11 protein-coding genes are annotated in these 16,179 nt (G+C 71.3%); 3 read left to right on the top strand and 8 right to left on the bottom strand.

The genetic code is table 11. From position 1 onward, the window contains the following. Positions 1-29: 29 nt before the first annotated feature. From F4562_RS32085 to F4562_RS32120, 8 genes are all read right to left on the bottom strand, one after another. Positions 30-1,838, bottom strand: a complete 1,809-nt coding sequence (locus tag F4562_RS32085) for an ABC transporter substrate-binding protein (protein WP_221207778.1) — start codon at positions 1,836-1,838, stop codon at positions 30-32. Between the two features lie 47 nt (positions 1,839-1,885). Then, positions 1,886-3,019, bottom strand: a complete 1,134-nt coding sequence (locus F4562_RS32090; RefSeq protein WP_184546969.1) for an LLM class flavin-dependent oxidoreductase — start codon at positions 3,017-3,019, stop codon at positions 1,886-1,888. A 496-nt stretch (positions 3,020-3,515) separates the two neighbouring features. Then, positions 3,516-4,565 (bottom strand): LLM class flavin-dependent oxidoreductase, encoded by a 1,050-nt coding sequence (locus tag F4562_RS32095; protein WP_184546971.1) that lies wholly within the window; start codon positions 4,563-4,565, stop codon positions 3,516-3,518. A 111-nt stretch (positions 4,566-4,676) separates the two neighbouring features. Then, positions 4,677-5,954, bottom strand: a complete 1,278-nt coding sequence (locus F4562_RS32100; protein ID WP_184546973.1) for an NtaA/DmoA family FMN-dependent monooxygenase — start codon at positions 5,952-5,954, stop codon at positions 4,677-4,679. 27 nt (positions 5,955-5,981) lie between these two features. Then, positions 5,982-7,214 (bottom strand): acyl-CoA dehydrogenase family protein, encoded by a 1,233-nt coding sequence (locus F4562_RS32105; protein WP_184546974.1) that lies wholly within the window; start codon positions 7,212-7,214, stop codon positions 5,982-5,984. A 657-nt stretch (positions 7,215-7,871) separates the two neighbouring features. Next, positions 7,872-8,306 carry a DUF3592 domain-containing protein gene (locus F4562_RS32110; RefSeq protein ID WP_184546976.1) on the bottom strand — a complete coding sequence of 145 codons (435 nt, stop codon included), beginning with the start codon at positions 8,304-8,306 and terminating at the stop codon, positions 7,872-7,874. Between the two features lie 183 nt (positions 8,307-8,489). Further along, complete coding sequence (locus tag F4562_RS32115; protein ID WP_184546978.1) at positions 8,490-10,091, bottom strand: phospholipase D family protein; 1,602 nt, start codon at positions 10,089-10,091, stop codon at positions 8,490-8,492. A gap of 150 nt (positions 10,092-10,241) precedes the next feature. Then, positions 10,242-10,700, bottom strand: a complete 459-nt coding sequence (locus F4562_RS32120; RefSeq protein ID WP_311734243.1) for a MarR family winged helix-turn-helix transcriptional regulator — start codon at positions 10,698-10,700, stop codon at positions 10,242-10,244. A 145-nt stretch (positions 10,701-10,845) separates the two neighbouring features. Between F4562_RS32120 and F4562_RS32125 the strand changes: the two genes are divergently transcribed. The 3 genes from F4562_RS32125 to F4562_RS32135 all read left to right on the top strand — a co-directional run bounded on the left by F4562_RS32125 (position 10,846) and on the right by F4562_RS32135 (position 16,179). Then, positions 10,846-11,973, top strand: coding sequence for a hypothetical protein (locus F4562_RS32125; protein ID WP_246473617.1), 1,128 nt, complete (start codon positions 10,846-10,848; stop codon positions 11,971-11,973). A 137-nt stretch (positions 11,974-12,110) separates the two neighbouring features. Continuing rightward, positions 12,111-12,779 (top strand): phosphoribosyltransferase, encoded by a 669-nt coding sequence (locus F4562_RS32130; RefSeq protein WP_184546982.1) that lies wholly within the window; start codon positions 12,111-12,113, stop codon positions 12,777-12,779. Positions 12,780-13,029: 250 nt separating this feature from the next. Continuing rightward, on the top strand, positions 13,030-16,179 hold the full coding sequence (locus F4562_RS32135; protein WP_184546984.1) for an AfsR/SARP family transcriptional regulator: 3,150 nt from the start codon (positions 13,030-13,032) through the stop codon (positions 16,177-16,179).

A 16,179-nucleotide genomic window follows, 5' to 3' on the forward strand; every position in this document is an offset into this window, starting at 1 on the left:
CCGTCGTCTCCCTTCTGGCTGGGCCCGGCTCAGCGGCCTACGGCGATGTTCGTGATGTCGGCATGGGTGGCCAGCGACGACCAGGTCCAGTTGCGCACCCGCTCGGAGGTGATAGCGATCTTGCGCTTCTCGAACAACGGGATCCACGGAAGGTCGGCCGAGACGAGTTTGTCGGCCTTGGCCCAGATCGGCCCCGGGGCGTCCGAGGGGAACGCCTGCGCCGCGAGCTTGTTCAGCTCGGGGTTGTCGTAGCAGATCGCGTGGACGTTGCCGGTGCCGCAGGGGGCGGCGTCGGAGTTGAGCCAGCCGCCGAGCAGCATCCGGGTGCTCGGTCCCTGCCAGTCGGGGGCGAAGCTGCTGCTCAGGGAGACGTCCCAGCGGCTCTTGGGGTCCTGCAGGTATCCGCTGAACTGGGCGGCCGGGATCGGGATGAGGTCGAGCTCGATCCCGGCCCTGGCGAGGTCGGCCTTGAGCGTGACGGCGATCGTCTCGAACTGCGCGTTGACGCGGTAGACGGCGTCGAGCTTCAGGCCGTCCGGATGGCCGGCCTCGGCGAGCAGTTGCTTCGCCTTGGCCGGGTCGCCGGCGTTGCCCGGCGTGGGGTAGGGGTCGAATGTCTCGTGCCCGAGGATCGTCGAGGTGATGATCTGCCCGAGCGGCTTCGCCGCGATCTTGCCGCCCTGTGCCTGGACGAGGTTGGCCTTGTTCACCGCGTACGCCAGCGCCTGCCGCACCTTCAGCGCGCGCAGTGCCTTCGCGCCGGGGGAGGTGGCCTCGGGACGCGCGTTGAACGTGATGAAGTTGGCCGCCCCGCTGTCGGAGGAGTGCAGGTGGGGGCTGTTGCGGGCCTGGTACTGCTGGATGGTGGACAGCGGCGGCACGTCGAGGTAGAGCGAGAGGTCGGCGTCACCCGACTGGATCTTCTGCACCACCGCGTCCTCGTTGTTCGCCGTGAAGTCCACGACGATCTCGTCGGCGTACGCCTTGCGCGCCGGGTCTCCCGCGTGGTCGTACCCGGCGACCTTCTTCAGCACGAGGCTCCGGCCGGGCTCGTAGGAGCTGATCTGGTACGGCCCGCTGGAGGGGTAGTTCTTCCGGAACTCCAGCGAGTCGCCGACGTACTTGGAGGCGACCTCCTCGGGCAGCGGCGACACGAAGTTCATGGACAGGATGGCGAGGAAGTCGTAGTTCTTCGTGTCCGACTTCAGCACCAGCGTCTTGTCGTCCGGCGCGGAGACGCCGGAGATCTCGTGGCTGTCGATGAACGCCTTGGACTTCGCCGGATCGCCCACCGGGACCTTGGCGAACTCCTTGCAGTACTCGGTGAAGCCGGAGAAGGCGAGGTGGAAGTAGTTGATCGCGGCCACCTGCTTGTTCGGGTCGCAGAACCGCTTGATCCCGTAGACGAAGTCGCGCGCGACGATCTCGCGGGTCGACGATCCGGAGTACCTGATGTCGTCACGCAGGTGGAAGGTGTAGGTCTTGCCGTCGTCGCTGACGTCCCACGACTTCGCGAGGTCCGGCACCAGCTCGGTGTCGTCCTTGATGCCCGTGGTGCTGCCCGGATAGGTGACGAGCTGGCGGGTCAGGGCCCGCATGATCTCCCACGAGTCGACGCTGTACCCGGTGAGCGGGTCGAGCGCGTCGAGGTCGGACTGGAGAGACGCGATGCGCAGGGTGCCGCCCGGGGTCGGCGCGGTCGAGGCGGCCGGCGCGGTGCCGCTCGCGCCGGCCGTCGTCGCGGCCGTTCCCGAGCACGCGGTCAGCAGGGCGGCACCGGCCACCATGGTCAGCAGCGGGCGGAACATCGTTCGCGGGGGTGCCGTCGTTCTCTTCACGGGTGGTTCTCTTTCAGGGGTGTCGGACTGGAATGCCGGGAGTCGGGTCAGGGGGAGGAGGCCGGGGGCGGGAGCAGTCCCCGCGATCTCAGAAGGGCGGCGGCCCCTTCGGCGAACCAGTACGCCTCCTCCAGGTGCGGCTGGCCGGAGAGGATGAAGTGGTCCAGGCCGAGCGCGTGATACTCCTCGATCCGGTCGGCGACCTCCTCGTGGCTGCCGACGAGCGCGGTGCCCGCCCCTCCGCGGACCAGGCCGTAGCCCGCCCACAGGTTGGGGGAGACCTCCAGCTTGGTCCGGTCGCCGCCGTGCAGGGCGTGCATCCGCCGCTGGCCGACGGACTCGCTGCCGGCCAGGTCGGCCTGGACGACGGCGATCCGCTCGGGGCTGATCCGGTCCAGCAGCCGCTCGGCCTCCGCCCACGCCTGCGCGGAGGTGTCGCGGCTGATGACGTGCAGGCGGATGCCGAAGCTCAGCTCCCGGCCCTCGGCCGCGGCGAGCTCACGCATCCGGTCGAGCCGTGCCGCGATCTGGGCGGGTGTCTCACCCCAGGCGAGGTAGGTGTCGGCGCGCCGGGCCGCGACCCGCTCGGCCGCAGGGCTGGCGCCGCCGAAGAAGATCTCGGGACGCCCCCACGGGCCGGGGTCGATGCGCGCGTCCTCGATGCGGAAGTGCTCCCCGGTGAAGCTGAACGTCTCGTCCGGGGCCGTCGTCTCCTCGGTGACGCCGCGCAGGACCGCGAGGAACTCGTCGGTGCGCGCGTAGCGCTGGTCGTGGTCCAGGTGGTCGCCGAAACGGCGCTGCTCGGCGGAGTCGCCGCCGGTGACGACGTTGAGCAGCAGCCGGCCGCCCGAGACGCGCTGGAAGGTGGCGGCCTGGTGCGCGGCGAGGGTGGGCGACAGGAGCCCCGGCCGGAACGCGACCAGGAACTTCAGCCGTTTCGTCACCTGGGTGAGCGCCGCCGTGGTGATCCAGGCGTCCTCGCACCAGGTCCCGGTCGGGGTGAGCACCGCCTCGTAGCCGAGTTGTTCGGCTGATCGGGCGATCTGACCGAGGTAGTCGATGTCCGGTGGGCGGAAACCGTTCGCGACCGCGGCGAGCGTCTTCTGTGAGCGGTCACCTGAGCCGACGATGTCCCGGTTGTCACCGTTGGTGGGCAGGTACCAGTGAATGCGCAGGGTCATGCCGACACTCCGGCCGAACTCATCTGTGGTCGTGTTCCAATCTCTCCGCCCGGGATGGGCAGGAGTAGTACGTCGGCTGCGGCGGCCGCCCGTCGAGGGCGAGGCGGCCGACCTCCGGCAGCCTGCGGCGCGCCGGATCGTGCGGGGTGGGGTGCGCACGTCGCGCCGGTGGAACGCCGGGCCGTCGGTTTCGGCGAGCGGGGGATCGCGGAGGGGGATGCCCGGGGCCCGCGCGGGGGCATCGGCCGCGGCTCGGCGGGGAGCGGCGGCTCCGCGGGACGGGGCGGGCGTCGACGCGCACCGCGTCGCGCCGGTGCCCGTTCCCCGAGGAGTAGGGAGAGCAGGGAGGGCGGTCAGGAACTGTGACAGAGGCAGGCGGCCACGCGCACGAGGTCGACGTGGCGCCGCATAATCAGGACTTTCCCTACATGCATAGTAGGAAATTTAGTCTCTTTGCCGCTGATATGCAAGTTTGTCTCCTTAGGGCTTTTCCCGCTCAGAGCGCCGGCTGGGGTTCCGGGGCGGGGAAGGCCGGCCGGGCGCCGGCGAGCAGACGCGGCGGCTGCGGAAGGGAGAGGCGTTCCCGCAGAAGGTCCTCCCCGCTCCTTCGGATGAGCCCCTTCTCGCCGAGCCCGGGGACGACCCGGTCAAGGAGCTCGGCGAAGGCGTCCACCGTCCGGTCCGGGCGTACGAGCACGCCGTCCACCCCGTCGAGGGCGGTCACCGCCTCGGCCCCGGCGAGGAATCCGTCGAGGCTCTGCCCGTGCGCGTAGGTCAGCTGGGCGAAGAACAGCGCACGCCGGTCGTCCGCGCCGCGGAGCGCGGCGACTGCGGCGGCGACCAGATCCGGGTCCTCCGGCTGGAAGACCACCACGTCGACGACGTCGGCCGCCGCCGCCACCGCGTCCACCGAGTCCGCGTACCACGCGATGATCGGCGAGCCCTGCGGGGTCGTCGGGACCGTGAGAGGTCCGGCGACATCGAAGACCCCCCGGTGGTCGATGTGGACGATCTGCTCGGCGCGGGCGAAGATCCGGGTCTCCCGGTCGGCGACGATCGACTCGTACGGCCAGCTCTGCCACAGCTTCTGGACGGCGATCGCCGCGTCACGCGTGGTCTCGACGCCCAGCGGGACGCCCTCGGTGAGCCCGGCCCCCGCCCAGCCCTCGGGCCCCTTCGGCCCGGCCGCCGCGTAGCCGTCCCGGACGCCGAGGATGAGGCCCGACCTGCCCCGGGACAGATGGTCGCCGGAGGCGATCCGCCGGGCCAGGTTGTACGGATGATCCCGGTGCGGCGCCGCGGCGGCGAGGAACGCGACGTCCGGTGCCCGCGGGGCGAGGAACGTCGTGGCGACGGTGGGTTCGAGGGTCACCCCGTCCCCGGGGACCGACCCGTCGATCCGCTCGACCCCGGCCGCCACGAAGGCCGCACCGGCGTCGTTGAGCCGGGAGGTCAGCTCGGGGTCACCGGTCAGCGCGACCAGGTGATCGCCGGAAAGCCCGAGCCCCAGGAGCTTCGGCCGGTCTCCGGCCGTGTTCTCGCCCATCGGCGAAGTCCTTTCTCACAAGGGACGGCGCGTCGTCCCGCGCCGTCGGTTCGACGCGGTCCGGAAGTGCTCGCGCCGTCAGTTCGACGCGGTCTGGAAGTGCTCGCGCCGTCAGTTCGACGCGGCCTGGAAGTGCCCGCGCAGGGTGTCGGTCGCGTACTCGTGGCGGAACAGCCCGCGTTTGCGGAGCAACGGCACGACCTCGTCGGCGATCACTTCGAGCCCGTCGACGAGGACGTCCGGCTGGAGGTTGAACCCGTCCACCGCGCCGGACCGGTACCAGTCCTCGATGTGGTCGACGAGCTGCTCGGGAGTGCCCGCGAAACCGCTGTGGCCGGAGCCGGTGTACCTCGTCTGCCGGAGGTACTCGCGCACGGTCGGGTTCGTCCGGCGGATCTGTGCCACGATCGACTGCCGGAAGCCGATGCTCCCCGCGGCGGTACGGGGATCGACGGCCGCGGTGAGGACCTCCTTTGGGAACTTCTCGTCCAGGTCGAGCTGCGAGGCGTCGTAGCCGATCGCCTGGGACAGCCACTGCACGGAGTAGGCGGCGGGGCCGCGGTCGTGGAGGTCGTCGCTGCGGCGCCGGGCCTCCTCCTCGGTGCTGCCGATGCTGGTGAGCAGGCCAGGGAGGATCTTCACCGACTCGGGGGAGCGTCCGGCGTCGGCGGCGTGCCGTTTGACCTCGCGGTAGTGCTCGATGGCGCCTTCCTTGGTGAGCTCGGCGGCGAACACGCCCTCGGCCCGGCGTCCGGCGAGCGCGCGTCCCTTGGCCGAGCCGCCGGCCTGGATCAGCACGGGGCGACCCTGCCTGGAGGGGGGGACGTCGAGCCTGCCCTCCAGGTCGAAGAACCGGCCGTGGTGCCGGACGACGTCCCTGGTCGCGGCCGAATCCCACAGGCCCAGGACGACGTCGACGAACTCGGCGGCGCGGTCGTACCGGTCGTCCCGCTCGGGGATGTCGGGCAGGCCGAAGTTCTGCGCGGCGGGGGAGTTGCGGGTGGTGACGATGTTCCACCCGGCACGCCCGCCGGAGACGTGGTCCAGGGAGAGCAGCCGCTGCGCCAGGTCGAACGGGTCGTTCAGGGTGGACGAGGCGGTCGCGATCAGGCCGATCCTCTCCGTCGTCGCGGCGACATGGCTCCAGTTGACGGTCGGTTCCAGCCGGCCGGCGTTGGCGTCGTACGCGGGGTCGCCGAGCAGCGGCGCGTCGGCGAGGAAGAGGGCGTCCAGGGTCCCGCGTTCGGCGACCGCGCCGATGTTCTCCCAGTAGGCGGGATCGACGAAGGAGTCCTTGCGCAGGCGGTCGGACTGCCATGCCGCGGGCAGATACCCGAGCACCAGGACGTTGACTCCGAGGATCACATGGCCTTGCCGGTGGTCGGACATCAGGGCACCTCCGCTGTCGTCCGCGTGCTATTCACTCTGGCCACCGGCGGTCTTCTGGTAGACCTCGGTGGGGTCGGCCTGGTTGATGTGCCAGTCGCCGATGATGCGTTCCTTGTAGACGCGGGGGTTGTGCGAGGCGAGGGTGCGCGCGTTGCGCCAGTGGCGGTCGAGCAGGAGGTCTTCGGAGACCCCGGAGGAGCCGAGCGCGTCGAAGACGACGGTGGTCGCGTTCAGCGCGGCCTCGATGATGACCAGTTGCGCCTGCGCCGTACGGATGTGCCCGTCGATCAGCAGCTGTTTCCAGGCTTCGTCGTCGCCCTGGATACGGGCGTGCGCGATGTCGTCCAGGACGGCCGACGAGTTCAGCAGCGCCGAGTTCGCGCCGAAGGCGGCGGCGGAGACCCTGCCGATGACCTGGAGCAGCTGGGCGTCGTCGGTCGGGCTCTCCGCGAGGGCGTGGCGATAGTTGCGCTTGCGATTCTTCAGGGCCTTGATCCCGTCCCGGAGGGTCGCCTGGGTGATCCCGGCGAGAACGGCCAGCAACGAGGTCTGGTAGAAGAGCCCCTGGTAGCCGAAGCGCTCGGTGGCGGGGAACAGGTCGGAGCCCTCCACCCGTACCCGGGTGTAGTTCGCGCTTCCGCTGGAGGTGGTCTTCTGGCCGAACCCGCGCCAGTCGTCCACGAGCTCCACGCCGGGCTGATCGGCCTTCACCAGCGCGGTGACGAGCTCGCCGTCGGGGGCCACGCCGATCACGTCCAGCCAGTCGGCGTAGAGACTGCCGGTGGCGTAGTACTTGGCGCCGCTCAGCAGCCAGTGGTCGCCCTCTGGGACGATCGTGGTCTGGATGTTGGCGTAGGTCCCGTTGTTGGCCTCGGTCCAGCCGCCTCCGACGAAGTCGCCGTCGAGGAACCGCCGCAGCCAGGTGGTCGTGGATTGCGAGGGCCGGGCGTTCAGCCGGTCCTCGACGAATGCCAGGTGGTTGCGGAACACGTGGGCGACGTTCGGGTCGGCGGCGCCGAGTTCGCGCAGCAACTGGAAGGTCTGCTGCAACGAGGCGCCGAATCCGCCGAGTTCCCGGGGGATGCGAATCGTGCCGAACTTCGCCTCGGTCAACCAGCGGACCTGGTCGTACGGGAAGATCCGGCCCCGCTCGCGCTCCAGGTTTCCCTCGGCGATCTTCTCGAAGATCGGGTGGAACAGCTTCTGGAGTTCTTCGGTGCTCGCGGTCGCATATTGCAGGGAGGAAACAGGACCGGACATGCGAAAAGCCTTTCTTGGAGGAAGCCGGGGAACCACGCGGAACCGGGCCAGCGGACGGCTTCTCCTCGTGCTGGTGAACGGGATGGCCGGGGAATGATCGGGCCCCGGCCGGTGACCGGACGGCGTGGCCCGCGGTGGGGCGTCCGGAACGGGGCGGGTCCTCAGTGACAGCGGCCGTCGGCCCCGCGTGTGCGGTCGGCCGCTCTCCGGGTGGCGGGTGCCCCGATTCTGATCATAACCCTATTTTCCTACATGTTTAGTAGGTATTCAAGACATGTCTCGCATCATGAGACAAATCTTCACGAGGTGGACGGTTGCTCACCTTCCGCCGCCGTGGTGGCGGTGGTGGAGTCCTGTGCCGGCGAGTCGGGGCGGGGAAGGCGGGAAAGGGCTCCGCCGGGGAGGGGGTCCCGCTCGCGGCTTGATCGGTCAACCCGGTGAACGTTAATGATCACAGCGTGAGCGGGCCCTGGAAAACCGGCCGGACCTGCGGGCTCACATCCGACCGATCCGGGCGTTGCGATCGCGGGCCGCGACCCGGTGAACCTCTCCGGCCGCAACGCCGGTGAACCCGGGGAGCCCTGTGCTCGTCAGTGTGAACACCGGCCGGGAGCGAAGCGTCCGCCTCGAGCGCGCGGGGCGGTTCCGGTCCACGCGTCAGTAATCCATGAGGTCGAGTACCACGAAGACCATGAAGCCGAAGTTCGGCGCTAAAAGGGTGGTTATAAAGTAGTTGCGCACCAAGGGGAACGATATCCATTTGGCGCCTTTTTCCTCGGTGAGCCACGGCTCGTCGGGAAGGTACGGATGGTAGAACACCCTCACCTGGTCACCTTCCCGGAGGTAGCGCGTGATCCAGAATTTGCTGCCCCTGTAGCGGGGCGCCCTCTCGATCTCTCGGCCCTCGGCCGTCTGGAAGCGCACCACCGCCTCCTTCGGGCCGCCCAGGACCTGCCGAAACGACACCAGGCCGGGCGCCTCCACCATGCTCGCCCAGCGCCGCCTGTCCTGGATGTAGAAGCATAAAGCGAAGCCGCCGAAAAAGAGATTCCAAACGATGGCTATTGTCAGAACTATCCACATATCACTCACCCGCCTTCCGCCGGCACGGTAGGGGGCCTGACTTGTCGCCCGCTTGGATCTTCCTGGTGGCGCGCGTTCGGATCGCCGGGCATCCGCCCCGCCGCGGCTCGGACCGGGCCCGGCAAGGGCGGTCCGACCGGCTTCCGGCCGCCGCGTGATCACTCGGCCCGGTGGACCTCTCCGGTCACGGCATCAGTACCGCCCGGCGCGGCGCAGGGGCCGGGGACGCCCGTCGGGGTCGCACACGAGGTGGTAGAACGGCGTGGCCCACGCGCTCTTCCACGGGGCCATGCGCGACGCCTCGTACACCCGCAGCCGCCCCGGCGGCCGGGGGCCGCGGCGGCCCCCGGCGTGCCACCGTTCGAGGTCGGCGGCCGAGGAGGCGAGGACCTCGAAGAAGGACCGGGGGTCGAGCAGGTCTGCCTCGCAGACGTCGGGGCGGTCCAGGTGTTCGCGGGCGAGGGTCAGCCGCAGGTCGCGGGCGAACCGGCGGGCCCCGTCGCCGAGCCCGCCGGGGTCGGCGGGCTCGCGGCCGTCGCGGGTCTCGTCGAGGGTCGCGCAGGTCAGCTCGGAGTCGTAGGTCCAGGAACGGCGGTTGAAGTTGTCCGAGCCGATGGTCGCCCACACGTCGTCGATCACGCAGACCTTGGCGTGGACGTAGACGGGGGTGCCCTCACCGTTCTCCACCCCGTAGACCGCGAAACGGTCTCCGCCCGCGCGTCTCAGCACGGAGACGGCCTTGTCCCGTCCCAGGATCTGCGGGGTCCACTGGAACGCCCCGTCCTGGTCGGGGTGGAGCGGCAGAATGCTGATCATCCTCAGGCCGGGGTTGGCCTCCAGGGCCTCGGCGAAGCACTCGGCGACCTGCGGGGACCACAGGTACTGGTCCTCGATGTAGATCAGGGCCCGGGCCCGGCGCAGCGCCTTGAGGTAACCGCGGGCGACACTGCGCTCCCCCTGCGGGGCGAACGGGTAGCGGGTCCGGCGGTGGGCGTAGGTGCGCAGCAGCTGCACCGAGTGCGGGCCGCACGCGGGCGGGTCCGGACTCTGCGGAGGCAACGGGTCGGGCACGGTGTCCTCGCGGCGTACCAGGTCCGCGATCCGGTGCACGGGGTTGCGCGTCAGCGGGGTGGGATCCTCCCAGCGTTCCCTGAAGACGGCCTCGACGTCGCCGACGGCGGGTCCCTGGATCGCGGCCTGCACGTCGTGCCAGGGCGGACGCGGCCCGTACACCCCGGCCATCGCCGCGGCCTGGGGATCGCCCAGGTGGGAGGCGTCGTCCCGGCGGCTCCAGCACAGGTCGATCCCGCCGACGTAGGCGATGTCACGCCGGGGGTCGTCGCGGTGCCGCAGGACCACGAGCTTCTGGTGGTGCGAGCCGCCGGGCGGCACGCGCATGTCACGCAGGCACTCCCCGCCGGCCGCCTCGATCATCTCGCCGAGGTGCCGGTTCTCCTCCTCGCTGAACCGGAGCCGGTCCCAGTGCGAGCGCCACAGCAGCCCTTTGACGACCACTCCTCGCCGTGCGGCGTCGGCGAAGACGGCGGCCACCTCCGTGCCGGAGCCGTCGAGCCGCTCGCTCGGGTCGCCGCGCCAGTCGGTGAACAGCAGCAGGTCCCCGGCGCGCAGCTCGCCGACCCGGGCCAGCAGTTCGGTGAAGTAAGGCGCGCCGTGGGGGATGGGCCGGACGGTGTTGCCCCGTGACCAGGCGGCGTCGCCGTCATGGCGGGTGTCGATCCGCGACGCCGGGTTGCCGCGTTCCTCGCGGTCGAGAAACCAGTCGTCTTCCGTCATTCGTTCCGCCTACCCCGCCCCGGCGCCTTCTCACCCGGGCGTCCCGCGGGACGTGGCGGGCCGCGTCGTCCCCGCCCGTCCGCCTGCCCGGGGCCCGGCCCCGCCGGGCCGGGTGCCGGACGCCTGCCCAGGCGGGCCGGGTGCCGGACGTCAGACGGCCGTGATCAGTTTGATCAGTTGCTCGCGGAAGCGGTCGTATTCGTCGACCGCGCCGAGCAGGACGTCGGAGCCGCGCTCCTCGCGGCGGGCCGTCTCCAGGACCTCCCGCCCCGCCGGGGTGATCTCGACGAGCGTGCGCCGCCGGTCTCGGTCGTCGGTCTGCCGCACCACGTATCCGGCCCGGTAGAGCCGCTCGATCGTCCGGCTCATCGTCTGGTCGGTCACCCGGCACAGCGTCGCGAGCTCCCGCTGCGCCAGACGGCCCTCGGCGACGTGGTGGAGGGCTATAAGCCCCGCGTGGGTGAGGTCGCGTGCCGCCAGGAAGTCATGGAAGCGGCCCTCGACCAGCCGGGCGGCCACCGACAGCAGGCGGCCGGTCGGCCAGGAGCGGATGTCGTCGCGTACCGCGTTCGGATCGCGGGTGATCTCCTGTGCGTCTCCTCCGGCCACCTGACCATTGTCACAGAAACCCGGGGCGGGGATCTCCCGGCGGCCCCGGCGCCTCCCGAGGCACCGGCCTCCGGCGTTTCCGGCGGTCCACGGGGCTACGCCGGGCACGGACCGAAATTTGTTCAGCAAGCTGAGTAAATGCATAATGCTCAGCGTGCTGAACGATATCTCCCGTCCGTCCGCCGGCCGGACCCTGCTCCTGGGGATCGCCGCCAGCGCGGTCCTCACCGGCCTGGTGTGGCTGCTGGGCCGGCGCCTTGAGGGCATCGAGCTCCTGCCCGACCAGGGGGCCTCCTGGTACTACTGGAAGCTGCCCGAACCCACCGTGTGGACCCGCCTGTCGGCGTGGCTCGGGTACGCCGCCCACCAGATCGCCTCCTGGTGGCTGATCTACCACGCCCAGACCCGGGTCCGCCGCTACACCGGCGGCCTGCACCGGGTGAACGTGGTGGCGTTGGCGGTCAACTTCGGGTTCGTCGTGCTGCACACCCTGCAGACCCACCTGTTCTACGACGGGCTCGCGCAGGACGTGTCGATCTTCAGCTCGCAGGGGTCGGTGGTCCTGCTCCTGGTCGTCGTCCTGCTCATGGAGAACGGTCGCCGGGGCATGTTCGCCGGCCGTCCGGCGCCGATCTCCGCGGAGGTCGCCGGGTTCGCCCGCAAGTATCACGGTTACCTGTTCAGCTGGGCCGCGGTCTACACCTTCTGGTACCACCCCATGGAGAGCACGAGCGGACACCTGATCGGCTTCTTCTACATGTTCCTGCTCCTGTTCCAGGGCAGCCTGTTCCTGACCCGGGCTCACGTCGACCGCCGGTGGACCGTGACGCTGGAGCTCCTGGTCGCCGTGCACGGCACCCTCGTCGCGGTGGCGAGCAGCGGGCCGGACGGCGCGTGGCCCATGTTCCTGTTCGGCTTCCTCGGCATCTTCGTGATCACCCAGATGCACGGCCTGGGGCTGTCCCGGGGGGTCAGGTGGGTTCTCGCCGCCTGCTACGCCGGTGCCGTCTTCGCGGCGTATGCGGTCCTCGGGTTCGGCCGTCTCGACGAGATCATCCGGATTCCGGTGATCGAGTACCTGCTGGTCGGCGTGGCGGCCCTGCTGCTCTGGCTGGGACTGCGCGTCGCGAGGTCGCTGACCGGCCGAGGCTCCGGCCGGCCGGTGCCGGGCGGAACGCAGTCAGATGGCACGGGGGCAGGGGGTACGGGGCCTGATGGAGCGGGGCCGGCGGAGACGTCCGTCACCTCGGGACCTCCACGGCCGCGTTCCTGACCGGGGGAGCCCGCCGTGAACGGGGGAGTCCGCGCGCTCCCCGGCCGTCGGCGTCCCGGGCCGAGGCGCTGACCGTTATGTCGTTTTCATGTTCTTATGTAAGTAGATGACTCCTGTGCGGACGGGAGGCGGTGGTCATGGGAGATCGGGTGTTCCGGAACCGGCGGGACGCCGGCCGGGTGCTGGCCGGAATGCTGGCGCACCACCGGGGCGTGCCGGGCGTCGTCGTGCTGGGGCTGCCCCGGGGCGGCGTGCCGGTGGCGTATGAGATCGCCTCCGCCCTGGGTGCTCCGCTGGACATCTTCCTCGTCCGCAAACTCGGTGTCCCCGGCCACGAGGAACTGGCGATGGGGGCGGTCGCGGGGGGCGGGGTGGTCGAACTCAACGACGACATCGTCCACGGCCTCACCGTCTCCTCGGAGGCGCTCCGCGAGGCGATCCGGCGTGAGAGACGGGAGCTGCGACGCCGGGAACGGCTCTACCGCGGGTCCCGGCCCGCGCCTCCCATCGGCGGCCGGACCGTCATCCTGGTCGACGACGGGCTGGCCACGGGGGCGAGCATGCGGGCCGCCGTCCAGGCGCTCCGGCGGCTTCGCCCGGCCCGGATCACGGTCGCCGTGCCGACCGCTCCCCGATCCGCCTGCCGGGAGCTCTCCCGGCTCGTGGACGAGGTGGTCTGCGCCGCCACGCCCTCCCCGTTCTTCGCCGTCGGCTACTCCTACCGCGACTTCGACCAGACCTCCGACGACGAGGTGCGCGAACTGCTCGACGCCGCCTTCCGCACCCGGCAGGAGGTGGGGGCCTGACCGGGCTCGGCCCCCGTTCCGCGGCCCCCGCCGTGCGCTCCCGCGGTGCGGTCCCCCGATGTGACCCTCCCGGTGCGGTCCTGCGGCGCGGCCCCTGCGGCACGGTGATCGACGGCCGGGACCCCGCTCCGGTCGTCCCCCGTCAGACGCCGCTGGACATGCACTGATAAATACTGTTGCAATGGTTCTTTTGGTGAGCGAACAATTCCCCCTGCGTAAGTGGTGGCCGGACAGCTCTTGACGGTGGTGCATGGACAGTGCTCTCGCATTTCGGGTTCTCGGTCCACTTGACGTCCTGGTAGACGGACGACGGGTCTCGATCGGCGGATCACGCCAGCGGATCATCCTCGCCACGCTCATCCTCCGCGCCGGCCGGGTCGTCCCCGTCGAGATGCTCGCCGGGGCGGTGTGGGGGGAGCGGCCGCCGACCACCGCGCGCAACCAGGTGGTCATCTGCGTCTCCGGCCTCCGCCGCGCGTTCCAGGAGGCCGGCGTGCCGCCGGACGTGCTGGGCACCTCACCCCCCGGGTACGTCCTGAACGCCGGCCCCTCCCAGATCGACACCCTGCTCGCCGAGCGCCTGGCGGCCGAGGCCCGCGCGGCCGAGGGGGCCGGCGACCTCGACACGGCGGCCCGGCTGTTCACCGAGGCGTGCGGCCTGTGGCGGGGCCCGGCACTGGCGGGCATCGAGAGCGCGTTCGTCGAGGCCGAGGCCCGCCGGCTGGACGAGCGCCAGCTCACGTTCACCGAGGAGCGCGTCGAGATCGAGCTGGCCCTGGGCCGGCACCGGGACCTGATCGACGACCTCGCCGCCCTCGTCGACGCCAACCCCCTGCGCGAGCGGCTGCGCGTCCAGCTGATGCTGGCCCGTTACCGCTGCGGGCGCCGGGCGGAGGCGCTCGACACCTACCGTGTCGGCCGCAAGCACCTGGTGGAGGAACTCGGCATCGAGCCCGGCACGGAGTTACAGAGCCTGCACGACGCGATCCTGCGGGACGACCCCGGGCTGCGTCCGGCCCCCGCCCCGATCCGGCTCGTCCAGGCACCCGCCCAGACACCCGGCCGGGGGTCCGGTCCGGAGGCGGCGCCCGCCGGTGCGGCGTCCACGGGAGAGTCGCGGCCGGAACCCGGGGTGGTGCCCGCCCAGCTGCCCGCCGACGTCCCCCACTTCGTGGGCCGGGCCGCGGAGCTCGCCGAACTGGACGCGCTGCTGGACGAGCGGCTCGGGCAGGGGCTGCTCACCGTCGCCGTCATCACCGGGGTGGGCGGGGTCGGCAAGTCGGGTCTCGCGGTGCACTGGGCCCACCGGGTCGCCCACCGTTTCCCCGACGGGCAGCTCTTCGTGGACCTGCGAGGCTACGACCTGAACGCGCGCCCGCTGGCCCCCGGCGCGGTCATGGACCGCTTCCTGCGGGCGTTCGGCGTCGCGGGTGAGCGCATCCCCGAGGACCTGGACGAGCGCGCCGGCCTGCTGCGCACCGTCATCGGACAGCGCCGGCTGCTGGTGGTGCTCGACAACGCGCGCTTCATCGACCAGGTCAGGCCGCTGCTGCCCGGCTCCGGGACCTGCTGTGTGATCGTGACCAGCCGCGACCCGCTGGGTGACCTGGCCGCGCGGGAGGGTGCCAGTGTGATCCCCCTGGAGGTGCTCGGCTCGGCCGACTCCACCGCGTTGCTGGCCGGGGTCGCCGACGAGAGGATCATGGGTGACGACCCCGAGGCCGCGGCGCTGCTCGGCGAGCTGTGCGACGGGCTGCCGCTGGCGCTGCGGATCGTGGGCGCCCGCCTCACCGCGCGCTCGTACTGGACCCCCGCCCGGCTGGCCAGGCGGCTGGCCGACGAGCGGCGCCGCCTCGACGAGCTCAGTTACGGCCAGCTGACCGTGCGGGCCAGCTTCGCCCTCAGCTACCGCGACCTGATCCCGGAGGCGGCGCTGATGTTCCGGCGCCTGGGGCTGCTGGAGGCGCCCGACTTCGCCGCCTGGGCGGGCGCCGCCCTGCTGGACATCGACGACTTCGAGGCCGAGGACCTCATCGACCAGCTCGTCGACGCGCAGCTGCTCCAGGTGGCCGGCCGTGACGGCGCCGACCAGGTCCGTTACCGGTTCCACGACCTGGTCCGGCTCTACGCCAGGGAACGCGCCCACGCCGAGGAGTCCGCCGGGGAACGGCTGGACGCGGTCACCCGCGCGCTGAGCTGCTGGCTCGCGCTGGCCGAGGAGGCGCACCAGCGGGAGTACGGCGGCGCCTTCACCCAGCTGCACGGCACGGTTCCCCGGTGGCGGCCGGTCGCGGTGGACGGGTTCCTGGAGCGCCCGCTCGACTGGCTCGACGCCGAGCGCGGTGCCCTCGTGGCCGCGGTCGCCCACGCGGCCCGGCTCGGGGCGTCCGAGCTGTGCTGGGACCTCGCCGTCACCGCCACCACCCTGTTCGAGGCGCGCAGCTACTTCGACGACTGGCGCACCAGCCACGAGACCGCGCTGGCCGCGGCCCGCTCGGCCGGGGACCTGCGGGGGGAGGCGGCGGTGCTCTGCTCGATGAGCAGCATGCACCTGTTCCAGCAGGTCCCGGAGCGGGCGGGCGAGTGCCTGAGGGAGGCGCGTGAGCGGTTCGAGCGGCTCGGCGACCGGTACGGGCTGGCGCTGACCCTGCGCAACACCTCCCTGCTCGACCGGCTCGCGGGTCGTTTCGAGGCCGCGCTCGACGGGTTCGCCGCAGCCAAGGAGATCTTCGTGGAGGTGGGGGACCGCTTCGCCGAAGCCCACGTGCTCGGCGGGATCGCCCAGGTCCACGTGGACCGGGGCCGGATCGGGCTGGCCGAGCCGCTGCTGCGGCAGGCGCTGGAGGTCTTCCGGCGGCTCGGCAGCGAGCGGGGCCAGGCGCAGATCCTCAACCGGCTGGCCGAGGCCCTGCTACGTCTGGACCGCCCCAGGGAGGCGGAGGAGGCGTGCCGGGCCGCCCTCGCGCTCGTCAGGGAGCGCAAGGACGGCATCGGCCAGGCGTACATCCTGTGCGGGCTGGGGGAGATCCAGCTCCGCCAGGATCTGCTCGACGACGCCGTGCTGAGCCTGCAGGAGGCGCTGGGCGTCGCCCGGGGTGTCCGCGAGCGGTTCGTGGAGGCGCGGATCCATCTGGCCTTCGGCCGGTTGCACGCGCGGTGCGGGCGGCTGGACGAGGCGGTGACCCACCTGGAGGAGTCCTGCCGGATCTCCGCCGAGCTGGACACCCCGCTGTGGCGTCTGCGGGCACTGGCCGAGCTGGGGGAGGTGCTCCTGCTCCGGGGAGACGAGCCGGCCGCCACCGACGTACTGAAAAATGCCATTAATTGTGCAGTCGACTCTGATTCCGATGATTATCGCCGTGTCAGTGAACGTTTAGCGAATTTATCGGAACATCACTGA

The sequence above is a fragment of the Streptosporangium becharense genome (genome assembly GCF_014204985.1).
Classification (GTDB): Bacteria; Actinomycetota; Actinomycetes; order Streptosporangiales; family Streptosporangiaceae; genus Streptosporangium; species Streptosporangium becharense.